Source organism: Aquimarina sp. MMG016 (assembly GCF_018100805.1).
Lineage (GTDB): Bacteria > Bacteroidota > Bacteroidia > Flavobacteriales > Flavobacteriaceae > Aquimarina.
This window is the reverse complement of record NZ_JAGJEA010000019.1, coordinates 1-24,508: the sequence shown is the minus strand read 5'-3', so window position 1 is coordinate 24,508 and position 24,508 is coordinate 1. Positions and strand designations below refer to the sequence as shown.

The window sequence follows — 24,508 nt, the reverse complement described above, 5'->3', positions numbered from 1 at the left end:
TATGAATCTGCAATATCCTATAGGGAAATTTGATTGCCCAGAGCATATTACAAATGATCATATCCAGTTATGGATTAATGATATAGAAAAGCTTCCTTCAAAAATTATCACATTGGTTTCTAATTTTACAGACGAGCAATTAGAAACACCATACCGTCAAGGGGGCTGGACTGCAAGACAGGTAATTCATCATATTCACGATAGCCATCATCATGGATATATTCGTTTTAAATGGGCATTGACAGAAGAGAAGCCAATTATCAAAGCTTACAATGAGAAGTTGTGGGCTGAGCTTTTTGATACTAAATCAGCACCAATTCATCTTTCATTGGATCTAATAAAGGCTTTGCATGCTAAATGGGTATATTTTTTAAAAGGCTTATCTAATGAAGATTTAGAAAAAGCTTTTATACATCCAGAAGGTAATGTAGTTATTTCACTTGCCGAAGATATAGGTATCTATGCCTGGCACGGTAATCATCATTTAGCACATCTTCAAATCGTTGCAGAAGCTACTAAATAGATATTGTCATTCGCTGCATTTCTCGATAACCATCTTTTAATCCAGGATAATCCAGATGATAAAAAGAAATAGTTTTGAATCCTGCTTTTTTATAAAATTGAAGTGCCGGACTTGTGGTCATAACATCTAACCAAACCAATTTTTTATTCAAGTTTTTACTATATTTTAAGGTGAAATCAATAGCCTTTGTGCCGACACCTAATCCTGTAGCTTCAGCTAGGAGATATATCTTTTCAAGTTGAAGAGCTTCTGTTTCAGTATATCCTTTAACTTGTTGGTGTTTTCTTAGTTTTAGTAACCCCAAGATCTTGGTAGATTTTTTTACTAAAAAGTAAACGATATTTTCAATTTCAAAATCTTTTTCAAAGGCTTCTCTGGTAAAACTTAAGTTTACATAATAACTGGTATCTTCATCCTTCCAGATATGTGAATAATGTTCAGGGTAGAACTGTTGACTTACTTTTACTAAGTCATTAATATCCTTTTCCGAACAAACATAGAATTCAATTTCAGAACTCATAAACTACTCTTTCCACTTAATATTACAACCGATACTTGGTTTCTGAGGATCTGCAACTTTGGCATTTCTAAGAACTGCATCCAGAGCTTGTCTAAGGTCCCTACCGTTTACCGGAATACCATTTCCTGGTCTAGAATCATCCAGTTGACCACGATAAATCAGTTTTAACTTTGCATCAAAAAGATAAAAGTCTGGAGTACAGGCAGCATCATAAGCTTTGGCTACTTCTTGCGTTTCATCAAAAAGATATGGGAAAGTATAATTGTTTTTTCTGGCGGTCTTCCACATTTCGGCTGGTGCATCCTGCGGGTATTTTTCAATATCATTACTGCTAATTGCTACAAAACCAAAACCTTGAGAGCGGTAATCATTAGCAACTCTAACAATTTCTTCATTAACATGAATAACAAAAGGACAATGATTGCAGATGAACATTACTACAGTACCCTTTTCTCCTTTGATATCCTGTAAACTAACAGGATCATTAGTGACAGTATCAATAAGCTTAAAATCAGGTGCCACAGTGCCAAGTGGTAGCATATTAGAAGGTGTGCGAGCCATATTTTTTGAATTTTTTAGGTGATTCCAAATTACAATATTTCTATTGTATAAGTATAAAAAATAGTATCTTAGTTACACTGAAAACTCAATTTTATGCGATCCCTAGAGACTTGGTTTGAAGAATATGCTGTAAGTCATCAAAATAAGACTAATATAGCTATTCATTTTATATGTGTTCCTGCGATTTATTTTTCTATTGTAGGGCTTTTGATGAGTATTCCTAGTAGTTTCTTGGCGTCTACTGTTCCAGGAGAAAACCAATTTATAGAAAATTGGGCTTTTGTAGTGTTGTTATTTGTCTTGTTTTTTTATGTTCGTCTGTCGGTGAAAATGGCTCTGCAAATTTTAATTTTCTCTGCGTTCTGCATCATAGCTAACTACTATATCGGATTGTATGTCCCGTTATGGTTGGTTTCTCTAATCATTTTTGCGGCTGCTTGGTTAGGCCAGTTTTATGGTCATAAACTAGAAGGCCAAAAACCATCTTTTCTTAAAGATCTTCAGTTTTTATTGATTGGCCCTGCTTGGGTGATTCAAAAAATATTTGGAAAAAAATAATATGCAATTACAGGATTGGAAGAACTCAGGCTCTTATTTTCAATATAGAAATCGTCAAATATTTTGGAAACGGGAGGGTGCTGGAGAAACTCTGCTACTAATACATGGGTTTCCTACATCATCTTGGGATTGGTGGAAAATTTGGGATTCTCTTATACAGAAATATACAGTTTATACTCTGGATATGATAGGGTATGGTTTTTCTGATAAACCCATGGATTTCAATTATACTATTGCTGCGCAAGTAGATTTATGGGAGTTTTTTTTGAAAGAAAACAAGATAAGTGAGTTTCATATTTTGGCACATGACTTTGGTGATACTGTTGTGCAGGAAATGTTAGCCAGAGTTAAAGAAAACCCAAGTTATGAATTAGAGATTCAATCGGTTTGTTTCCTAAATGGAGGAATGTTTCCTGAAACTAATTTTCCAACGTTTACCCAAAGAATGCTTTTGACTCCTCTTGGAGTTATTCTGAAACATTTTATGGGCAGAAATACGTTGGCAAAGAATTTTAAAAAGATTTTTGGAAAAAACACCCAAGCTACAGAAAATGAGATAGATGAGTTCTGGGAAGTAGTGGATTATAACTCTGGTAAAAATGTAATTCCGAAGCTTATAAAATATCTTAAAGAAAGGGATACGTATAAAATTCGTTGGAGAGAGGCGATACAATATACCAATATCCCAAAACGTCTTATTGATGGAGGGGTGGATCCAATCTCTGGTAAGCATATGGCAGAGTTTTACAAAGAAATTGTGCCCAATGCAGATGTGATTGTGTTACAGGAAATAGGGCATTACCCTCAGGTCGAAGCTCCTGAACAAGTATTGTTTCATTATTATGAGTTTCGTGAAAATCTATAGTTGCTAACAACTAACAACTCCATATAAGAGTTACATTTCGTTACTAAAGAAAATTGCATTCATTAATAATTTGTTAGTACCATACCAGAATGCTCTAAAATTAGTGTTATCGGTAAATAAAATTACATTTCCTTTTCCTAGATCATTTTTCCTAAAAGGAACGGTGCCGGATAATGAATCTAGGTTCTTTTTACTTATATAACCACTTAGTAAAGGTTTTTTTGTGTATTGTATGGGATTGTTGTAACTCTGTTTGTCAGGTTTTATAAAAAAAGTAGTATTTCTAAATAATGAAATTTTGTCGTTTTTATAACCAAAATTTATAGGGTGAGAACGGTCGATATTAGCTTCAAAAATAGCTCCTCCAATAACTTGAGCGCCAAAAAAGTCTTGTTTTTGCTCAAACGTTATATTTTTTGCATCGTTTTTGGGTTTTGCAAATTCAATTTTCATAAACTCATTGTTTTTGAAAAACTGTGCAGCATTTCTATACCCAATCAAAGTACCTCCATTACGTATCCAAGATTTTAATTTTTCAGCACTATCTTTATTCAATGTTTGTCTCCAGCTATTAGGTAAAACAATGTGGGTATATCTCGATAGATTAGTTCTACTAAGATTATCGGTTTTAAGCTTAGTGATTGGTATATCATAACGTTGATCCATCAGGTGCCATACTTCTCCAGAATCATATGGCGTAATTCCTGATCCGGTAAATAATCCAATTTTAGGCATACGTAAAGTTCTGAATTGACTACTGCCTAAGTCAATGCCGTCGGTAAGTCCGGTTGATACACCAGTGATGTCAATATGATTCTGCTGTGCTACTTTTTGTAGTAAAGTATGTATTTTCTCAGCGCTTAATCTTTGATTTTGAATAGGGATCAAAATAGTTCCATAGTCATAACTTTTATTTTCTAAAGAAAAAGGTTTCATACCAACTTTGGCCCTTAGTCCTTTTTTTAGGATTTGATATAAAGCCTTAGGGCTGTAGTATTCGTGCCATTCCATTAAGTAGCCATAACTACTTTTAGTAACGGTATTAGCTTTTCTGTGCGAAAGATCAGTTATTTTATTTCCAAGATTGGCAGTAGATACATTATCAGAATAATCTAGATTAAAAGCCAAAGGAAATGTCCAGGCAGAAATATCATAGAATAAACTATCCTGGAATTTTGTTCTTTTCTCAAAAATAGCCTTGATCAATCTACTTTGACGTTGATTTTTTGGAACTACATAACTATATTCTTTTTTATAAGTTTTGCCTCCAGATTTTAAATTCTGCTTCAGTTCATGAATATCAATATGATGTCTTTTTAAGATTTCTGCCAGGTGATAAGCAGAAGCTGCATCTTTTTCACTTCCGAATATATATGCGTCTTTAGGTGCTTCATTTCTAGCATTGCCATAAAAATTGCGTTTATATTCCAGTAATTCCTTTCGCATTGATTTAGCGGCTTCTAAAGTAGATAAGGTAGCTGTAAATTGATTTCTTATTGTAAAAGGGAAAGTGAGTAGCCCATTGTCAGTCTGTTGTGCATGTCCACGAGAACTACCTTGTTCGAATAGAATACCGATGCCGCCATTGATGTCAGGAAAAGTAGAACCTTTTCCATAATAAAAATCATCAAAATTCTCTTCGGTATAATATAACGACCCGATATTGTCTAAAGCTTTTGCATGGTAATTAGCAATCTTTTTAGTCAATTGCTGATTCAACTTAGGAGTAAGTGGATGTGTTCTGGACTGAATCCCGGGCTGAAAAAAGAAAGTGCTATTAGATCCCATCTCGTGATGATCTGTTAGGATGTTAGGATACCATTGATGAAAAGTTTTGATTCTTGCTCTGGATTCTGGTAGTTGTACAGGTAACCAGTCTCTGTTCATATCAAACCAATAGTGGTTTGTCCTACCTCCAGGCCACACTTCGCTATATTCTCGATCCTGCGGATCAGAGGAGATGTTTTTACTTTTATTGGTATTTGCCCAATATGCGAAACGTTGTAAGCCGTCAGGGTTAAGAGATGGGTCAAAAAGTATAACTACACTATCTAGAAGCTTATCTATTTCCGGGCCTTGTGCAGCGGCAAGATGGTATGCAGCTACCAATCCAGCATTAGCTCCACTAGGCTCATTGCCATGAATAGAGAATCCCTGATATACAACTGCTGGTAAAGTTTCTGTATTTACCGCTCCAGAATTACTTTCTGTAAGCTGTATATGTTGTTTTCTTATTTGTTCCAAATTCTGATGATTTTTTTCAGAAGTAATGGTCAGTAAGAGAATCGGGCGATCTTCAAAGGTCCTTCCTCTATTTTCTATGGTAACTCGTGGTGAAGCTTTTGCCAAAACCTTCATATAGTTAACCAATTTATCATGGCTTACATGCCACTTACCCGGTACAAACCCTAAAACACTCTGTGGTGTTGGGATTTGAGAATTGTATGTAACGTTTTTGGGTAAGTAATATTCTAGAGAAATATCGTTTTGAGCAAAAGAAACTAAACCGATAAGTGCGAAAAAGAACGTAAAAAGATGCTTCATGCGAGTTGAGTTGTAATTTTAAAAGATGAAATATAAAAAAAACCGCTTCAGAGGATGAAGCGGTTTGCATAACTTTAACGTAAGTTATTGTTATTCCTAAATATCATCAAAGCTTACATCAGTAAAGCTTTCAGTAGAAGCTGCAACTTCTTCAGTAACCGCACTTGATGTTTCTTCATAAGATTTTTGATAATCCTTTTGATGTCTTTCACTAATTACTTCTTCACCTTTTTCATTGATAACAAAATCAGTCATCTCATTTAATATTTCAGTGAAGCCAGCAAAGTCCTCTTTGTAAAGGTAGATTTTGTGTTTTTTGTAGTGAAAAGACCCGTCGTCGTTGGTAAACTTTTTACTTTCTGTTATGGTTAGATAATAATCTCCAGCCTTGGTTGCTCTTACGTCGAAGAAATATGTTCTTCTTCCTGCTCTTAAAACTTTAGAGAAAATCTCTTCTTTATCCATCATTCCATTATCACTCATAATCCTTATTTCTTAAGTTAATTAGTATATTATGATAGAACCAAAAATCCAAAAAAATTGTTAATCGCACAAAAAAAACTCATATTTCTTTTTCGCTAAGCTGTTTTAAATACAGTTCTTTGTAATACCCTTCTGTGCTTATTAGTTGATTATGAGTGCCTTGCTGGATTATTTTACCTTCTTCTAAAACAATAATTTTATCTGCATTTTTTGTTGTAGAAACTCTGTGACTTACGATAAAAGTGGTTTTATGCTTAGAAATTTTGTTTAGATTGTTAAGAATTTCCTCTTCAGTTTCTGTATCTACTGCAGATAAACAATCATCAAAAAGCAATATTTCCGGGTCTTTAATAATTGCTCTTGCGATGGATACTCTTTGTTTTTGACCTCCAGAAAGCGTAATACCTCTCTCTCCAAGTACAGTATCATATCCTTGATTAAAACCAGTGATGTTTCTATGAACCACCGCATTTTTTGCAGCATCGTAGACTTCATAATCTGTGGCATTTTCTTTACCAAACTTTATGTTGTTTTTGATCGAATCGCTAAATAAAAAAGCGTCCTGTGGTACGTAACCAATGCTTTTTCTGTGATCTTTAAGATTTAGATTTTTTATCGGAATGCCATCAATTCTAATTTCACCAGCAGAAACATCATATAGTCTACCTATAAGATCCAGAATTGTTGATTTCCCAGACCCTGTTCTACCTATAATACCAATGGTTTCTCCATTCTTAATTTCGAAACTAACATCTTTTAAAGCAGTAATGTTAGTATCCTCATAGGTGAAAGAAACATTGTCAAAAGTAATATCTCCTTTAATTGGTGTGTTTTTGGTAACCGTATTGGTGATTTCGGGTTCCTGGCTTAGGAACTCATTTATTCGTACTTGAGATGCTTCAGCTTGTTGGATAATGGAACTTACCCAGCCTACTGTAGCTACTGGCCAGGTTAACATATTAACAAATATGATGAATTCTACGATAACCCCAAGATCTTTTATAGTCCCATCAATGAATTGTTTACCTCCAACATATATGACTATAATATTACTGAAACCGATTAGAAGAACCATTAAAGGAAAAAACAATGCTTGAACCTTTGCCAGGTCCAGGTTTTTATCTCGACTATTATTAGATAGTTCGGTAAAATTATCTTGAGTTTGCGGTTCAATACCATATGCTTTAATAACCGTGATGCCGCTAAAAGACTCTTGAGTAAAAGTAGTTAATTTAGATAGAAATTCTTGGACTATTGTACTACGTCTATGGATAGTAACACTTAATTTGTATATTAATATAGACAATACCGGTAACGGTGCAACTGTATATAAAGTAAGCTCTGGAGCAATACTAACCATATAACTAATAACTACCACAAATAAGGTTAGTGTATTGACGCTATACATAATAGCAGGACCAACATACATTCTTACTTTGGATACATCTTCACTTATTCGATTCATGAGATCCCCCGTTCTATTCTTTTTATAGAAGTTAAGCGATAATCGTTCATAATGCTGAAATACCTCATTTTTTAGATCAAATTCTATAAATCTTGATACTACGATAAAGGTTTGTCTCATCAAAAATGTAAAGAAGCCTGCCAAAATTGCTGAACCTAACAGGAGTAGGAGATTAATAAACAGATCATTTTTTAAATTACCCGAAACTGATGTTTGTCCGTCTATATGTTGTCGGATGAGATCTACACTATCACCTACAAAAGTAGGTACAGCAATAGCAAATATCCTTGCGATTACTGTAATGATCAGACCAATAAGAAGTCGGTATTTATATTTTAAAAAGTATTTGTTAAGATGGCGTAATGCACGCATAAAGTATTGAAAGTTAAAACACTAATTATTAGTAAATTCTTAAAATTTAATAACAAAAAATTTTAAATTCGTAAAAATACACTATTTTAGCACCTGTATTTTAACTATAACGCAATTATAATATTCTAAATTTTATAAAATATGATAACTGAAGTGCTTTCTATAAATGAGTTAAAAAAAGAAGCTCCAGTATTTGGACAACTATCTTTTGATAATCACGAACAAGTTGTTTTTTGTCAGGACAAAGATACAGGATTGAAGGCAATTATCGGTGTGCATAACACAATTTTAGGACCTGCTCTCGGAGGAACTAGGATGTATGATTATAAAACAGAATGGGATGCACTTAATGATGTTTTGAGACTTTCTCGTGGTATGACATATAAAGCTGCAATTACTGGTTTGAACCTTGGAGGAGGAAAAGCAGTAATTATGGGTGATGCTAAAAAGATCAAAACTCCTGAATTAATGAGACGCTTTGGTAAGTTTGTTCATACATTAGGTGGTAAGTACTACACGGCAGAAGATGTGGGTATGGAAACTTCTGATATGGATACGGTAAGAGAGGTGACTCCTTATGTTACCGGAATCTCTGAAGCTAAGGGTGGAGCAGGAAACCCATCTCCTGTAACAGCTTATGGTGTATATATGGGTATGAAAGCTGCCACTAAATTTGCATATGGTGATGATAATTTAGATGGGAAGAAAATTTTAGTACAAGGAATTGGCCATGTAGGCGAAGAGTTGGTTCGTTTAACATCAAAAGAAGGAGCAAAAGTAATTATTAGTGATATTAATGAAGAAAGACTTACTTCTGTTAGTAAAGCATACGGAGTAGAAATTTATAGAGGAGATGATCTGTACAGTGAAGCTGCAGATATTTATGCTCCCTGTGCACTAGGCGCTACAGTTAACGATGAAACTATCAATAAACTAAAAGTAAAAGTTATTGCCGGAGCTGCAAATAATCAATTGGCTAATGAAGATGCCCACGGTGCATTATTACAGAATAAGGGAATAGTTTATGCTCCTGATTTCTTAATCAATGCCGGTGGTATTATTAATGTATATGCGGAGATAGCAGGATATGGAAGGGAACAGATCATGAGTAAAACCGAAAATATCTATAATACCACTCTGGATATATTGAATAGAGCAAAGGCTACTAGTATTACTACAAATGTTGCCGCGATTAGAATTGCTGAAGATAGAATCAACGCTAGAAAAAAAGAACAAAAAAGTGCTTTATAAAAAAGTAACTTTTAGGCTAGGTAGATAAAAAATAATAGTATTTTTGCAGGGTAAAAGTAAGACATACTTTTACCCTTTTTTAATATTAAGTTCTTTGTAATTTCTATGTTAACCAGAAGACATATTAGAGTAAAAGTAATGCAGTCGCTCTATTCGATGAGACAGACGCAAAGTGACAACCTTGACAAAGAAGAAAAATTTCTACTTTACAGTATAGAGCAGATGTATGATTTGTTTCTTATAAATCTTCAGCTTCTTATAGAAATTAGAAAACAAGCCGCTGATTTTTTGACGAAAAGTCAGAAAAAATATTTAGCAACTTCAGAAGAGAAAAATCCAAACACCAAGTTCGTTAATAATGCAGTGCTGTTGTTATTAGAAAACAACTTACAACTAAAAGCTGGCGTTGATAAGAAAAAACTTAATGTTTGGGATTTAGACAGTGAGTATGTAGCTATTTTATGGAAGGAAATTCAAAATAGTGAGCTCTATGTCGATTATATGAGTACTAAACAGGGATCATTTAAGGAGGATAAGGACTTTGTACTTGATATTTTCAAAGAGATTATTGCTCCTAATGATAAGTTGTATGAATATATAGAGGACAAGAAACTTACTTGGATTGATGATTTACCTCTTATTAATACAGCTATTATAAAGATGCTTCGCAAAGTAAAACCTACTCATGATGAGAATATGGCGTTACCAAAACTTTATAAAGATATTGATGATAAAGATTTTGCTAGAAATATTTTTAAGAAGACTGCCCTTAATGGAGTGGAATTTGCCAAAGAAATAGAAGGTAAGACTCCTAATTGGGATAAAGATCGTATTGCAGAACTGGATAAAGCTGTAATCAAAATGGCTATTTGTGAGTTTGTGAAATTCCCATCAATACCTGTAAAAGTGACAATTAACGAATATTTAGAAATAGCCAAAGAATATAGTACTCCTAAAAGTAGTATTTTTATCAACGGAATTTTGGACAAAATATCTAAAGAGTACCAAGAGAACGGCAAATTGAATAAAGTAGGCCGTGGTCTTATGTAGTTTTAGAAAAAATAGTATTTTTAACCTCGAAATTTAATTTAAAACCCAAGTAATGAAAAAAGGAATTTTAATTTTAGCCGGAGTTTTTGCTATGACTTTCGTGTCTTGTAAAGATAAGGCAGCAGAAAAAGTTAAAGACGAAAATGTAGAAATAGCAGCTGAGCGTGATGCAAATAATGCAGAATTTCCTGTAATGACTTTTGCAGAAAAAGAGCACGACTTTGGTACTATTAATGAAGGAGATGTTGTAGAGCATAAATTTACGTTTACTAATACAGGTAAAGCTCCTCTAGTAATTGTGAGTGCAAAAGGAAGCTGTGGATGTACAGTTCCAGAATGGCCAAAAGAGCCTGTAGCACCTGGAGCAACAGGAGAAATGTTAGTGAAATTTAACTCTAATGGTAAGCCAAACCTTCAGAATAAGCAAGTTACAATTACTGCTAACACTGAAGCTGGAAAAGAAGTTCTTAAGATTAAAGCTATGGTAACTCCAAAAGCTAAACCGGCAAGCGGAACACCAACAGCTGAATAATTATTATATGGAACAAATTCAACAGTTTCTTCCTTTTATCTTAATATTTGTAGTGATGTATTTCTTTATGATACGTCCACAGATGCAAAAGGCTAAAAAGGAGAAAAAGTTTGCTGCAGAACTTAAAAAAGGTGATCGTGTAGTTACTAAAAGTGGTTTACACGGTAAAGTCTTTGACTTCAGCGAAAAAAACAATGCTGTTATTATTGAAACAGGTGCGGGGAAACTAACGTATGATAAATCTGCTATATCTTTAGAGATGAGTCAGAAGTTAAATGCACCAGCGACTGAAAAGAAGTAAGTAATAACTAGCCTACTTAATCCAAAAGCGCGATATATTCATTATGATTATATCGCGCTTTTCTATTAGTGAAACTTTATTTTTAGACTAATAAAAAAGTTATTTCCGTAAATCCTTTTTATTGTTTAGTTGTCGTCAATTCAGCTATTTTTACAATTACTTCTGTTGCTTTGATCATACTTTCTACAGGAACATATTCATATCGCCCATGAAAATTATGTCCACCCGCAAAAATATTTGGGCAGGGCAGCCCCATAAAGCTTAATTGAGAGCCGTCTGTTCCTCCTCTTATAGGTTTTATAATAGGGATAATATCTAAAGATTTCATTGCTTTTTCGGCAATATCCACAATATGCATTACAGGTTCTACCTTTTCGCGCATATTATAGTATTGATCTTTAATATCTACTATTATGGTTTCTTTTCCGTGTTTAGCATTGATCTCAGAAGCTATTTTTATCATGGTTTTTTTTCTAGCTTCAAAAAGCCCTTTATCATGATCTCTAATGATATATTGCAGTTGCGTTTCTTCTACCTTTCCTTTTATATCATACAAATGAAAAAAACCTTCTCTTCCACTAGTCTGCTCAGGTACTTCTTTCTTTGGTAAAGCATCAATAAATTCCTGAGCAATTAACATGCTGTTTATCATTTTTCCTTTAGCATACCCGGGATGAACAATTTTGCCTTTTATAGTGACCACAGCTCCGGCAGCATTAAAGTTTTCATACTCCAATTCTCCAATCTGACTACCATCCATAGTATATGCCCAATCCGCTCCAAATTGTTGCACATCAAATTTGTGTGCTCCCCGGCCAATTTCTTCATCAGGGGTAAATCCTATTCGAATTTTTCCGTGTTTGATTTCAGGGTGTTGTATCAGGTATTCCATAGCAGAAACAATTTCTGTGATTCCGGCTTTGTCATCAGCACCCAACAATGTAGTTCCATCTGTGGTGATTAGTGTTTGACCTATGTATAGTTTTAAATCATCAAAATAGTCAGGAGAGAGAACGATGTTTTCTTCTTTATTAAGGATAATATCTTTTCCATCGTAATTCTCTATGATCTGTGGATTCACATTAGCTCCTGTAAAATCTGGAGTAGTGTCAAAATGAGAGATAAAACCAATAGTTGGTACATCGTGATCGACATTAGATGGTAAAGTAGCCATGATATAAGCATTCTCATTAATAGTCACATCTTCTAGTCCGATGACTTTTAGTTCATCAACTAATTTATTGGCTAGATCCCATTGTTTTTCTGTACTAGGAGTAGTCTGACTTTCAGGATCACTTTCTGTATCTATGGTTACATAACTAATGAATCTATCTGTAATATGTTTTTTTGAAATCATGAATTGCTTTATATTATAGAATTTGAAGATTTCAAAAATAAGCTTTTATTAGAGCCTTCTAAAACTTATTTTTGCCAATCAAAACAATCTTCCATGTACAAATCATTGATTCGACCAATTCTATTTAGGTATGACCCCGAAGGTGTTCATCATTTTACCTTTAAGATGATTAGATTTCTATCAAAACTTCCTTTGGTAACATCTATTATAAGAAGTAAATATAAAGTGCAACATAGTAAACTAGAAAGAGAGGTTTTTGGGCTAAAATTTAAAAACCCGGTAGGATTGGCAGCAGGTTTTGATAAAGATGCAAAACTATTTAATGAATTATCTGATTTTGGATTTGGTTTTATCGAAATCGGAACTTTGACTCCAAAACCACAAGATGGTAATCCTAAAAAAAGATTGTTCAGATTAAAAATGGATAATGCTATTATTAATCGGATGGGCTTTAATAACGGTGGTGTAGAAGATGCTGTTAAACGATTAAAGAAAAATAAAGGAGTACTTATTGGAGGTAATATTGGTAAAAACAAAATTACTCCTAACGAAAATGCTGTAGAAGATTATAAAATATGTTTTGATGCGCTGTTTGACTATGTAGATTATTTTGTGGTGAATGTGAGTTCTCCTAACACTCCAAATCTAAGAGCATTACAGGATAAAGAGCCGTTGACTGAGTTATTGAATACATTACAGGAGAAAAACCAACAAAAACCTTCACAGAAGCCAATATTACTTAAAATAGCTCCAGACTTAACAGATGAACAATTATTAGATATTATTGACATCATAAAGGATACTAAAATAGCAGGTGTTATCGCCACCAATACTACGATTTCTAGAGCCGGTTTAAAATCTAATATAACTTTGGCTAATGAAAAAGGTGGTTTGAGTGGGAAACCTTTGACCAGCAGATCTACAGAAATTATTCGATTTTTATCAGAAAAAAGCAATAAATCTTTTCCAATTATAGGAGTAGGAGGGATTCATAGTGCTACAGACGCCATAGAAAAAATGGAAGCTGGAGCAAGTCTTGTTCAGTTATATACAGGTTTTATTTATGAAGGTCCTAAATTGATTAAGAAAATCAATAAGGAAGTGATTAAAAAAGGGTTGTAAACTAGTTTAGAATCAGTTTATGAGTTTCTGTTTTCCCAAAGGAATTCTTCATTCTTAATAAATAAATACCAGCGTTAAGATAAGTTAAATCTAGATTAATGTTTGTATTACTTCGTTCAAAAGTATAACGCCTTACTTGATTACCTAGTACATTGTATATTTCTATTTCTTTGATTAATGAAGATTTAGAGGTGTTAAGAATAGATATCTTTCCATTACTTGGATTCGGGGAAATGGTGATTTTGTTTCGTTGGTTTTCAAAAGAAGGTGTATTTAATATTTTTTGAGTAAAAACAATAGTTCCTATTTTTTGAGAATTAAAAGGAGCAACCCCTTGTAAGCTTGATATGGGTTCGTGAGGATTAGTAGCAGGATTACTAAGGCTGTATCCTGTACCTTCTTCAGTTCCTGCATCATAAGGATAGAGATCCATAGTGATTTCGGGAATCCATTGTCCGCCTCCATTTACTAATGAAATACTATTAACTGCAATCATCCAATCCGGACTTGGGGCAATCATAGAAGCTAGACTTACTAACGTGTAATTAGAACTTACTTCTAGATCGCTAATAGTAATTGTGCGTCCGGCTCCATTAAAAAATAAATCTGGACCATTGATAAACTGATCTGCATTACCATCGTTTATGGCAGTGGTTACTTCACTTGAAAAAGTTCCATTACTACCTAGTTCTGCAACTTGCTCGATACCAGATGTTGCAAGGCTACCCATTTCTACAAAAGTAACATTGCTGTTGTGTGTAACTCCTACAAGATTAGAAAAATGCGCATTGCTAGGTAATGTGCCGTGGGCTTCCCAGTTACTGGTAAAAACGATGTCATATGTGGCTGTAGTCTGACTATAAGTTGTAGTACAAAGTAAGTATAGAAATACTTTTAGAATAAGCTTTTTCATTAGGAATTGATTATGGTTGGTTTGTGTTTATCTTTATATTGTCGTTATTTTTAACAAACCTTACATTTTATTTTAATGAATTTAGAAATACTTTCTGCTTTTATAATTGCAACATCCGTATTGGCAATTACTCCGGGGCCTGATAATATATTTGTAATGATGCAAAGCGTGGTGAATGGAAAAAAATACGGGCTTTCTACAGTTGCAGGATTAATGACAGGGTGTATTATCCATACTACTCTTGTAGCATTTGGGGTTTCTGCAATTATTAAACAGAGTGAAGTTATTTTCTTTATTATAAAATTGCTTGGAGCTTTATATTTATTTTTTCTTGCTTATAAAGTTTTTAAAAGTGATGCATCAATACAGCTTTCAGGAGATGCGGTGCAAAAGAAAAGTCTTGGACAATTATTCAGACAAGGGTTCATAATGAATGTGTTGAACCCTAAAGTATCTATATTCTTTTTGGCTTTCTTTCCAGGTTTCCTTTTTAGTAAAACTATGAGTAATGTAATACAGTTTTATACTTTAGGAGGGCTTTTTATAGTGGTGTCTTTTGTGATTTTTGGGTTAATAGCTGTTTTAGCGGGTTATATTTCGGATTATATTAGAGAAAATTCCAAAGTCGGAGTGTTTCTAAAATGGTTACAGATTATTGTCTTTATCGGAATAGGAATTTTTATCCTTTTTTCTGAAAAATAATCATACTTTTATACTCTAAACTAAATATCTTCTAGTTTGTAGTACTAAAATGGTAGAAAAAGTAAAGATTATTGAATGCCCAAGGGATGCTATGCAAGGCATTAAAGAGTTTATTCCTACAGAAAAGAAAGTTCAGTACATTCAATCATTACTACGCTGTGGTTTTGACACCATCGATTTTGGAAGCTTTGTTTCTCCAAAAGCTATTCCGCAGATGGTGGATACTGCGGAAGTTTTAGCTAGATTAGATTTATCCCATACAGAAAGTAAACTGTTAGCGATTATTGCTAATGTTCGAGGTGCTAATGATGCAGCACAATATGGACCTATAGACTATTTAGGATATCCTTTTTCGATTTCAGAGAATTTTCAGATGCGTAATACGCATAAAACTATAGCAGAATCCGTCGAAACTTTACAAGAGATTTTGAATATTGCGGATAAAGCTAATAAAGAAGTGGTTGCTTATCTTTCTATGGGGTTTGGTAATCCTTATGGAGATCCCTGGAGTGTAGAAATAGTTGGAGAATGGACAGAAAGATTAAGTAATATGGGAGTAAAAATACTTTCTTTGTCAGATACAGTAGGGACTTCGACACCCGAAATTATTGATTACTTGTTTTCTAATCTAATTCCAAAATACCCTGAAATAGAATTTGGGGCACACTTACACACAACACCTACAACTTGGTATGAGAAAGTTGACGCCGCTTTTAAGGCCGGATGTAGACGTTTTGATGGTGCTATACAAGGATTTGGAGGTTGCCCAATGGCAAAAGATGAACTAACTGGCAATATGCCAACAGAGAGAATGATCTCTTATTTTACTACCGTAGATGCGGATACAAACATTAGAACATTGAGTTTTGAATCTTCGCATAATGAAGCTACTAAAATATTCACTAAATATCATTAAGAACCAAAAAAGCACAATGAAAAAAATAGTAAAGATTGTCGTTTTATTACTAATAGTTGCATTGGTAATTATGCAGTTTATTAAGCCGGATAGAAATGAATTGGGGTATGAATCCGTAGTTTATTTTGAAAATGAAACTAAACCAACTGCCAAACTGCAAGAAATATTAAAGAGTAAATGTTATGATTGTCATAGTAATCAAACTATTTATCCTTGGTATGCAAATATAGCTCCTGTTTCTTATTGGTTAGATCATCATATAGAAGAAGGCAAAGAACATTTTAATGTTTCTGAATGGGAAAGCTATACACTAAAGAAAAAAGATCATAAACTAGAAGAACTGATAGAAGAAGTAGAAGAAGGTGAGATGCCACTTTCTTCATATACCTGGACTCATGGAAACCTTGAAGAAGACGAAAAGAAATTATTGATTGATTGGGTAAAGGAATTGAGAGCTCAATACGCATCAAAATAACGTTCTGTTTTAAGAGAATATTAAATTCTTTTATTTTATTTAGATTTAATATAAATAAAGTTTGTGCATAACATTTAGATGTATATATTTGCATCTGAATAGTTATTTATATTAAGTCTAAATAAACAATTAATGAAAATCACAAATCTATTAAAAACTATATGTATATCAGGAGTATTTGCTTTAGGAGCTTGTTCTTCTGATGATGATACATTACCACCAGTAGTACAAATTCCAGAACCTGCAACCTACAAGTTTGAACGTAATGGCGAAAGTTCAGTAAGTTTTGGAGGACAAACGACTAGAATAGCAATGTCCGAAGAAATTATCAATGCTTTAAAAGATAATACACTTATAGATGCTGAAGCTAAGATCGATGCAATGTTTGCTCACGTTGAGGATGCAGATGATTTTTCTGATCCGGATTTGAATGCTTCTGATAAGAGTGTTAGAAGTAAAACTGCTGCATCAAGGGATTACTTCTCAGATAACACCACAGTAGCTGCTGCGATTAAGGTAGAATTTGATGGTTGGATTAAAAGCCAAGTTGATGAGGTATTTCCGAATTGGGGTAATGCAGCAACCGCGGGTACCGCAGGTTTTATAGAAGAAGGAGGAGCTGATCCGGCTATTCGATATGTTAATGCCAAGGGATTAGAATTAAATCAAGCCTTTGCTAAAGGTTTGATAGGAGCTTTAATGACAGATCAGGCATTAAATAACTATTTAGGGACCAATGTCCTGGATGAGGCTAATAATGTAGAAGATAATAATAATGACATAGTAGCAGATGGTAAAAATTATACTACTATGGAGCATAAATGGGACGAAGCTTACGGATATTTGTATGGAGCTTCTACAAATCCAGAAACACCGAATACAACTATAGGTAACGATGATAGTTTTCTTAATAAATATATAGGAAGAGTAGAAAATGATACTGATTTTCAGGGAATAGCAGCAGAAATATACAATGCTTTTAAATTAGGAAGAGCTGCTATCGTTGCAAAAAACTATACAGTTAGGGATGAGCAAGCTGCAATTATACGTGCTAAGATTTCTGAAATAATAGCAATTAGAGCTGTCTATTATTTACAACAGGGTAAAACAGGTATAGAAGCTTCTACTGTGGATTATGCAGCCGCTTTCCACGATTTATCAGAGGGATATGGGTTTATTTACAGCCTTCAATTCACTAGAAATCCAAATACAAATGCACCATACTTTACTAGAACCGAAGTTCAAGGTTTATTAGATGATCTAATGGGAGGTGCTAATGGACTTTGGGATGTAACTCCTGAAACACTACAGGCGATTTCCCAGAGTATTGCTGATAAATTTGATTTCACGATAATTCAGGCAGGAAGTTAAAAGATTGAACAATATATAAAATGATAAAAAAAGAGGTCGAAAGTTATATGTTTTCAACCTCTTTTTTTACATTTGCACAGCTTTATTAAGAATAAATAAAAATAAGATGAAGAAGTTAGTAGTATCACTTTTTATAATGTTACTTATCCTTGTTGCCTGCACTTCGGGTGATGATAGTGGAGTTGTTGCAGCAGATAATTTTGATAGAAAAGCAATGTTAGAAAATTTAGCCGATAATATTATAATTCCTTCTTATCAAGGTTTTTCTATGGATATGTCGGATTTAACTTCTGAGGCTTCTAAATTTATCACTACACCTAATGAGGCTAACCTAATCTCGTTACGTTCAGCTTGGTCAAAAGCATATATCTCTTGGCAATCTGTTGGTATGTTTGAGATAGGTAAAGCAGAAGAGTTTTCTTATAGAAACTTTATGAATGTATATCCTGTTTCTTCTGTTGCTATAGATGCTAACATAAACTCGGGATCATATGATTTAAGTGCAGTTTCTAAACAAGATGAGCAAGGTTTTGGTGCTTTAGACTATCTATTAAATGGTTTAGCTGATACTGACGCCGAGATTGTTACATTTTATACTACTAATACTAATGCTTCTAATTATATAACTTATTTAACTGACCTTACTACACGTATGGATGATCTTACTAAAGAAGTAGTATTAGACTGGATAAATGGATATAGAGATACATTTGTAAATAACAGTGGGTCTTCTGCTACAAGTTCTTTGGATAAACTCGTTAACGATTATATTTTTCATTATGAAAAACATCTAAGAGCTGGAAAAGTAGGAATTCCTGCTGGTGTATTTACAGGTAATACAGCTAGTGAAAAAGTGGAGGCTTTTTATAAAGGGGATTTGTCAAAGACTTTATTTAATGCTAATCTTGATGCAATGCAAAACTTTTTTAATGGAAAGCATTTTAGCAGTAATGAAAATGGAGAAAGTTTTAAAACATATTTAGATTACTTAGTTACTCTTAGAGGTGGAAAAGATATTGCTACTTTGATTAATAATCAATTTAATGTTTCCAGAACTACCGCTTCAGGTCTTAATGATAATTTCTCTAATCAAGTTCGTACCAATAATGTTCTTATGACTGAAACGTATAATGTGTTGCAAAAGAATGTGGTGTTTATGAAAGTAGACATGCTTTCTTCTATGTCGGTAAGAGTTGATTTTGTTGATGCAGATGGAGATTAAGCTATCGCATGAGTTTTAGTAATGAATATTTGAAAAAGAATACGGAGGCTGCACCACTTGCAGTCTTTCGTATTTTTTTTGGGTTGATGATGTTAATCAGTATTATTCGATTTTGGAGTAATGGATGGATTGATAAATTATACATTCAGCCTAAGTATTTCTTCTCTTATTACGGTTTCGAATTTGTAAAACCCTTGGGTAATTATACGTATTTGATTTTTGTTCTTTGTGGAGTCTCAGCAATATTTGTTGCTTTAGGGTATAAATATAGAATAGCAATCATTACTTTCTTTTTGAGCTTTACTTATATAGAATTAATGGATAAGACCACATATCTTAATCATTATTATTTTATAAGTATTTTGAGTTTCTTGATGATTTTTTTACCTGCTAATGCATATTTTTCTGTAGATGCTAAGCAAAAAGGAGTTTCATATCAGTTTATTCCTAAATGGACTATAGATTCAGTTAAACTGTTATTAGGTATTGTATATTTCTATGCAGGATTAGCTAAACTAAATTCTGATTGGTTGATAAAGGCGATGCCACTTAAAATTTGGTTACCATCAAAATATGATATTCCTGTATTAGGAGATTTGATGCAACAGGAATGGATACATTATTCATTTAGTTATTTTGGAGCATTATATGATCTAACGATTCCTTTTTTATTATTATATCGTAAAACTCGAGTTCTGGCTTTTGTTTTGGTGGTTGCATTCCATGTACTGACTCGTGTACTTTTTCCAATAGGAATGTTTCCGTACATTATGATTATAAGTACGCTAATATTTTTTGATGCGAAAATTCATCACAGAATACTGGCTGTAATATCCAAAACCTTTAGAATCAAAAAAAATACTTTCGATACAAAAAAGGTTTTCTTTTATGTACCAAGACGAGGCAAAATTATACTTACCACATTAGCCTTGTTTTTTACAATTCAATTACTTTTGCCGTTTCGTTATTTGGTGTATCCTGGAGAACTGTTTTGGACAGAAGAGGGATATCGCTTTTCCTGGCGAGTTATGCTTGTAGAAAAGGCGGGATATGCCAATTTTAAAATTGTTGAGGGTACAACCGGAAAGAGGTTTTATGTGGATAATGATGATTTTCTCACCTCTTTTCAGCAAAAACAAATGGCGATACAACCGGATTTTATTTTACAATATTCTCACCATTTAAAAGAACATTTTCAAGGACAAGGACATCAAGATGTTCAGGTTTTTGTAGAAAGTTATGTTTCGCTTAATGGTAGGTTGAGCAGCCAATATATTGATCCAGAAGTGGATTTGGGAAAACAAAAAGAGTCATTTAAACATAAAACGTGGATTATTCCATTTAAGGATGAAATTAAGGGATTATAGGATATTATTGTGTGCATTATTTATTATCAGTTCCGTTTCAGGACAATATAAATTTACTGGAACGGTAACCGATCAAAACAATCAGCCCATAGATAAAGCTGAAATTTATAACCAAAATACAGGAGAACAGACTATAACTAAATCGGATGGAAGTTTTGAATTTTTTGATGTTCAGAATGGAGAGTATTTAGTTACAATATTTAATTACGATTTTGATATTCTGGAAAAACGAGTTGAGGTCAATGGTGATACCAAAGTTGATTTTAAACTTAATCCATTAGGAGAGGAACTTTCAGAAGTACTTATTACGCAAAGAAAAGCCAAGGTTTTTGAACTAAAGCAGTTAAAACCTGTAGAAGGAACAGCAATTTATGCAGGTAAGAAAAGTGAAGTAGTTTTGCTCGAGAATGCACTGGGTAACTTAGCGTCGAACAATGCGCGACAAATCTATGCCCAGGTAGCTGGATTAAACATTTATGAAAATAGTGTAGGTGGGTTACAGCTTAATATTGGAGGTAGAGGCCTAGATCCTAATAGAACTGCTAACTTTAATACCCGCCAAAATGGTTATGATATAAGTGCAGATGTGTTGGGTTATCCCGAAAGTTATTACACACCTCCTGCAGAGGCTTTGAGCGAAATACAAGTAGTGCGTGGTGCGGCTTCGTTACAGTATGGGACTCAATTTGGAGGGTTGATTAATTTTAAGATGAAACAACCTAACCCTGATAAAAAGATCGAACTGGTCTCTCGTCAATCTATTGGGTCATTTAATTTGTTTACTAGTTTTAACAGTATAAGTGGTACTGTTGGGAAGTTTAGTTATTATACGTATTTCAATTATAAGCAAGGAGATGGTTTTAGACCTAACTCTAATTTTGATTCCAAGAACATTTATACGCATTTAGGATATCAATTATCTGATAAAACTAAACTTACAGGAGAGTTTACATATCTTAATTATTTAGCCAAACAACCAGGAGGGTTAACAGACACAGAGTTTGAGGAAAATCCTGATTTTAGTCGACGAACTAGAAACTGGTTTAAAGTAGATTGGAAGTTATTTTCCTTAAAACTAGAACATCAATTTTCTAAAAAAACTGATTTTAGTCTTAACTTTTTTGGTTTAGATGCTTCAAGAAGTGCTTTAGGTTTTAGAGGGGTACCAACAGATTTAAATAGTAATCCAATTACTGTTAATGATGAAGTAGATACCGAAGGTAATTTTGTTACCCCTAGAGATCTTATCGTTGGAAATTTTTTGAATTGGGGAGCAGAAGCAAGATTACTTAGCCGTTATAATCTGATGGGACAAGAATCAGTGTTTTTGATAGGTTCTAAATACTACCAGGCAAAAAATGATGCATTGCAGGGAGCGGGAAGTATAGGAACCGATGCTAATTTTGACTTACAAGGTGAGGCTTTTCCTGATTATGTGAACCAATCGAGTTTTGATTTTCCTAATTTAAATGCATCGGTTTTTGGAGAGAATATATTTAAATTTTCAGAAAAATTTTCGGTAACACCAGGATTTCGTTTTGAGTATATAAAAACAGAAACCAAAGGAGAATTTGCTAACTTTTTTATTGATAATGCACAAAATGCAGAATTTTTAGGGATTGAGACTGATAATAGAGTATTTGAAAGGTCTTTCTTCCTTTTTGGTTTAGGAGCAAGCTATAAATCAAATAAAGGTCTTGAAGTTTATACAAATATTTCTCAGAATTATAGATCAGTTACCTTTAATGATATACGGATTATCAATCCTACTTTTGTGATTCGCCCGGATATTTCTGATGAAGAAGGATATACGGCAGACTTAGGATTAAGAGGGAGAGTAAATAATGCTTTGACTTATGATTTAAGTGTTTTTGGCCTAAGGTATAAAGATAGAATAGGAGAAGTATTTGATGATAGGGCAAGAAGAGTGAGAGGAAATATTGGAGATGCGTTAATTTATGGTATAGAAAGTTATGCCAATTGGAACATAGCTAATACCTTTTTTGCAGACAAGACTAATTATGTATTGAACACCTTTGTGAATTTAGCTTTGACAGATTCAGAATATACAAGATCAGAGGAGCCTATTGAAGGTAATAAAGTAGAATTTATTCCTTTGATAAATCTAAAAACAGGTATAGGGTTTGGGTATAAAAACTTTTTGGGGAATGTTCAATTCACTCACTTGTCAGAACAATTTACTGAAGTCACTAACGCTGATAGAGGATTGCCAGGAACTAAAGAAGAAGGGACTTTAGGTAAGATTCCTTCTTATTCCATTCTAGATCTATCTGTATCTTATTCATACAAAAGATTTAAGTTAGAAGCCGGGATCAATAACCTATTAGATGAAAGCTATTTTACACAGCGTGCTACGGGATATCCAGGTCCGGGTATTATTCCTTCGGCTCCAATATCTTGGTATACAACGCTTCAGGTTAAATTATAAGCCTAATAATTAACCTTTGTTTAATCAAAGAATTAACTTTTGTTCAATGCTTCTACTGTGTTTTATTATATAAATTTGAATAAATATGTAAGCTATGAAAGAGTTAAGGGGCTATGATCAAATGTTGTCGGAGAAGAATAAACAATTAGTGAACCATTCATTACCATTACTTTCCTGGGAGTTTTACGGAGAGCACTATTCTACATTTACTAGTTTTAAAGAAGATATAGAAAATCTTAAAAAGATTAGTAAAAAATGGGATTTTAATCATAATTTTTATACCGAATTTGTCGAGAAAAAATCTGTGGTTATAGTTACTAGCCCAAAACTAGAGATTGTATATGCTTCCCATAATATTGAAAAGATGAATGGGTATATGCCAGAGGAAGTAATAGGTAAATCACCGAAAATGTTTCAAGGTAAAGATACTTGTGTTGTGACTTCCTTGAAAATTCGAGAAGCAGTAAAAGCGCAGGAGCCATTTGAAGTATCTATTCTCAATTATCGAAAGAATAAAGAAACATATATCTGTATGATTAAAGGTTTTCCTATACACGATAAGAAAGGAAAACTTATAAATTATATTGCTTTCGAAAAAGCTGCTTAGTTTCTTATCTAAATTCTAATAATACTTCTTCCAAAATAGTATGACTTTAAATTAGTCAAAATACTATTATATGCTGGGTGAAACTTAATAAAATGTGTATTTTAGTTATACAATAAAATTATGACTATATATGATACCAGAGATCGAAAAATCGCTAAATGATCAGATAAGATATGAAGCCAAGGCGTCTGCACAATACCTATCCATGGCCTGTTGGGCAGATATAAATGGATATAATGGTGTGGCAGAATTTTTTTATACGCAGTCTGAAGAAGAACGTGTACATATGACCAAACTGGTTAAGTTTATAAATGAAAGAAATGGTAAAGCTGTTATTCCTGCTTTAGAAAAACCCAAAGATAATTTTAAATCATTAATGGAGCTTTTTGAAATATTTTTAGAAAGCGAAGAATTTGTTACAGCACAGATTAATAATGTGATTTTTCAATGTTTGGAGCATAAAGATTATAATGTGCATAATTTTATGCAATGGTATGTGGCTGAACAGTTGGAGGAAGAGGCTACCGCACGTACGTTGTTGGATAAACTAAAAATTATAGGAGACGATAAATCCGGACATTATTTATTTGATAGAGATATTAATACTTTTCAAGCTAGTGAACAAGCTCCATAATAGTCTAAGTAACTGTTAATTAACAAATAAAAATCAAAGATTCCTTTTTTAGGAGTCTTTTTTTTATATTTTTGCACCTTATTTAGATTTAATTAAAATAAAAAACAAGCTTGGAAACACCATCTTTATATTCCCCTTGTGCAGGCATGAATTGTGAGATTGCCTGTGGAACGAAAAAGAAAAAATGCTGCAAAAAGTATAAGAAAAAAGGAAAAACTAATTGCAAGCGTTGTCCTAAGCTATAGAATAATAATATTTATCTCAATCTAATTTTTATCGAACTTTAAGAAGCGAGTATATTTTTATAATATACTCGTTTTTTGTAGTTTTCAATTATAAAGGTGTTTT

At 33.3% G+C, this 24,508-nt stretch carries 24 protein-coding genes; 17 read left to right on the top strand and 7 right to left on the bottom strand.

All coding sequences use genetic code 11. The features are described 5' to 3' along the window. The first annotated feature begins 1 nt into the window (after window position 1). Complete coding sequence (locus tag J8M14_RS22255; RefSeq protein WP_211077045.1) at window positions 2–523, top strand: YfiT family bacillithiol transferase; 522 nt, start codon at window positions 2–4, stop codon at window positions 521–523. On the opposite strand, the gene J8M14_RS22250 is transcribed toward J8M14_RS22255, so the two are convergent. Beyond that, window positions 516–1,043, bottom strand: a complete 528-nt coding sequence (locus tag J8M14_RS22250; protein WP_211077044.1) for a GNAT family N-acetyltransferase — start codon at window positions 1,041–1,043, stop codon at window positions 516–518. The two genes, J8M14_RS22255 and J8M14_RS22250, sit on opposite strands and share 8 nt — an antisense overlap. Before the next feature lie 3 nt (window positions 1,044–1,046). After that, the gene (locus J8M14_RS22245) at window positions 1,047–1,604 is read right to left on the bottom strand and encodes a thioredoxin family protein (protein WP_211077043.1); all 558 of its coding nucleotides are present in this window, start codon (window positions 1,602–1,604) and stop codon (window positions 1,047–1,049) included. A gap of 93 nt (window positions 1,605–1,697) precedes the next feature. Here J8M14_RS22245 and J8M14_RS22240 point away from each other — a divergent pair, with 93 nt between their 5' ends. Both J8M14_RS22240 and J8M14_RS22235 read left to right on the top strand, forming a co-directional pair. Further along, window positions 1,698–2,162 carry an Mpo1-like protein gene (locus J8M14_RS22240; RefSeq protein WP_211077042.1) on the top strand — a complete coding sequence of 155 codons (465 nt, stop codon included), beginning with the start codon at window positions 1,698–1,700 and terminating at the stop codon, window positions 2,160–2,162. Further along, the gene (locus J8M14_RS22235) at window positions 2,149–3,027 is read left to right on the top strand and encodes an alpha/beta hydrolase (RefSeq protein WP_211077041.1); all 879 of its coding nucleotides are present in this window, start codon (window positions 2,149–2,151) and stop codon (window positions 3,025–3,027) included. The genes J8M14_RS22240 and J8M14_RS22235 overlap by 14 nt, the downstream gene beginning before the upstream one ends. A 30-nt stretch (window positions 3,028–3,057) precedes the next feature. Here the strand turns inward: J8M14_RS22235 and J8M14_RS22230 are convergent, their stop codons facing one another. From J8M14_RS22230 to J8M14_RS22220, 3 genes are all read right to left on the bottom strand, one after another. Then, window positions 3,058–5,571, bottom strand: a complete 2,514-nt coding sequence (locus tag J8M14_RS22230; protein ID WP_211077040.1) for a M14 family metallopeptidase — start codon at window positions 5,569–5,571, stop codon at window positions 3,058–3,060. A gap of 96 nt (window positions 5,572–5,667) precedes the next feature. After that, window positions 5,668–6,054 carry a PUR family DNA/RNA-binding protein gene (locus tag J8M14_RS22225; protein WP_211077039.1) on the bottom strand — a complete coding sequence of 129 codons (387 nt, stop codon included), beginning with the start codon at window positions 6,052–6,054 and terminating at the stop codon, window positions 5,668–5,670. A gap of 79 nt (window positions 6,055–6,133) precedes the next feature. After that, window positions 6,134–7,891, bottom strand: a complete 1,758-nt coding sequence (locus tag J8M14_RS22220; protein WP_211077038.1) for an ABC transporter ATP-binding protein — start codon at window positions 7,889–7,891, stop codon at window positions 6,134–6,136. A 141-nt stretch (window positions 7,892–8,032) separates the two neighbouring features. Here J8M14_RS22220 and J8M14_RS22215 point away from each other — a divergent pair, with 141 nt between their 5' ends. From J8M14_RS22215 to yajC, 4 genes are all read left to right on the top strand, one after another. Next, window positions 8,033–9,142, top strand: coding sequence for a Glu/Leu/Phe/Val dehydrogenase (locus J8M14_RS22215; RefSeq protein WP_211077037.1), 1,110 nt, complete (start codon window positions 8,033–8,035; stop codon window positions 9,140–9,142). A 105-nt stretch (window positions 9,143–9,247) separates the two neighbouring features. Next, window positions 9,248–10,192 carry a transcription antitermination factor NusB gene (gene nusB / locus J8M14_RS22210; protein ID WP_211077036.1) on the top strand — a complete coding sequence of 315 codons (945 nt, stop codon included), beginning with the start codon at window positions 9,248–9,250 and terminating at the stop codon, window positions 10,190–10,192. Window positions 10,193–10,244: 52 nt separating this feature from the next. Further along, on the top strand, window positions 10,245–10,724 hold the full coding sequence (locus J8M14_RS22205; RefSeq protein WP_211077035.1) for a DUF1573 domain-containing protein: 480 nt from the start codon (window positions 10,245–10,247) through the stop codon (window positions 10,722–10,724). A gap of 7 nt (window positions 10,725–10,731) precedes the next feature. Continuing rightward, window positions 10,732–11,025, top strand: coding sequence for a preprotein translocase subunit YajC (gene yajC / locus J8M14_RS22200; RefSeq protein WP_211077034.1), 294 nt, complete (start codon window positions 10,732–10,734; stop codon window positions 11,023–11,025). Window positions 11,026–11,143: 118 nt separating this feature from the next. Here the strand turns inward: yajC and pepT are convergent, their stop codons facing one another. Further along, complete coding sequence (gene pepT / locus J8M14_RS22195) at window positions 11,144–12,382, bottom strand: peptidase T (protein WP_211077033.1); 1,239 nt, start codon at window positions 12,380–12,382, stop codon at window positions 11,144–11,146. A gap of 93 nt (window positions 12,383–12,475) precedes the next feature. On the opposite strand from pepT, the gene J8M14_RS22190 reads away from it, so the two are divergent. Further along, window positions 12,476–13,504 (top strand): quinone-dependent dihydroorotate dehydrogenase, encoded by a 1,029-nt coding sequence (locus J8M14_RS22190; protein ID WP_211077032.1) that lies wholly within the window; start codon window positions 12,476–12,478, stop codon window positions 13,502–13,504. A 1-nt stretch (window position 13,505) separates the two neighbouring features. On the opposite strand, the gene J8M14_RS22185 is transcribed toward J8M14_RS22190, so the two are convergent. After that, window positions 13,506–14,417, bottom strand: a complete 912-nt coding sequence (locus J8M14_RS22185) for a spondin domain-containing protein (protein ID WP_211077031.1) — start codon at window positions 14,415–14,417, stop codon at window positions 13,506–13,508. Window positions 14,418–14,492: 75 nt separating this feature from the next. Between J8M14_RS22185 and J8M14_RS22180 the strand changes: the two genes are divergently transcribed. From J8M14_RS22180 to J8M14_RS22140, 9 genes are all read left to right on the top strand, one after another. Then, a complete protein-coding gene (locus tag J8M14_RS22180; protein WP_211077030.1) occupies window positions 14,493–15,119 on the top strand; it encodes a LysE family translocator in 627 nt (208 codons plus the stop codon). A gap of 49 nt (window positions 15,120–15,168) precedes the next feature. Further along, entirely contained in the window at window positions 15,169–16,035 is an 867-nt protein-coding gene (locus J8M14_RS22175; RefSeq protein WP_211077029.1) for a hydroxymethylglutaryl-CoA lyase, read from the top strand. A 16-nt stretch (window positions 16,036–16,051) separates the two neighbouring features. Further along, on the top strand, window positions 16,052–16,510 hold the full coding sequence (locus J8M14_RS22170) for a heme-binding domain-containing protein (protein WP_211077028.1): 459 nt from the start codon (window positions 16,052–16,054) through the stop codon (window positions 16,508–16,510). Window positions 16,511–16,642: 132 nt separating this feature from the next. Next, a complete protein-coding gene (locus J8M14_RS22165; RefSeq protein ID WP_211077027.1) occupies window positions 16,643–17,881 on the top strand; it encodes a DUF4856 domain-containing protein in 1,239 nt (412 codons plus the stop codon). A 106-nt stretch (window positions 17,882–17,987) separates the two neighbouring features. After that, a complete protein-coding gene (locus J8M14_RS22160; protein WP_211077026.1) occupies window positions 17,988–19,103 on the top strand; it encodes an imelysin family protein in 1,116 nt (371 codons plus the stop codon). 8 nt (window positions 19,104–19,111) lie between these two features. Continuing rightward, window positions 19,112–20,470 carry an HTTM domain-containing protein gene (locus tag J8M14_RS22155; RefSeq protein ID WP_211077025.1) on the top strand — a complete coding sequence of 453 codons (1,359 nt, stop codon included), beginning with the start codon at window positions 19,112–19,114 and terminating at the stop codon, window positions 20,468–20,470. Beyond that, window positions 20,451–22,919 carry a TonB-dependent receptor gene (locus tag J8M14_RS22150; protein WP_211077024.1) on the top strand — a complete coding sequence of 823 codons (2,469 nt, stop codon included), beginning with the start codon at window positions 20,451–20,453 and terminating at the stop codon, window positions 22,917–22,919. Before J8M14_RS22155 ends, J8M14_RS22150 begins: the two co-directional genes overlap by 20 nt. Before the next feature lie 94 nt (window positions 22,920–23,013). After that, a complete protein-coding gene (locus J8M14_RS22145) occupies window positions 23,014–23,526 on the top strand; it encodes a PAS domain-containing protein (protein ID WP_211077023.1) in 513 nt (170 codons plus the stop codon). A 130-nt stretch (window positions 23,527–23,656) separates the two neighbouring features. Continuing rightward, window positions 23,657–24,160: a ferritin gene (locus J8M14_RS22140; RefSeq protein ID WP_211077022.1), complete on the top strand. Its 504-nt coding sequence runs from the start codon at window positions 23,657–23,659 to the stop codon at window positions 24,158–24,160. Window positions 24,161–24,508: the final 348 nt, after the last annotated feature.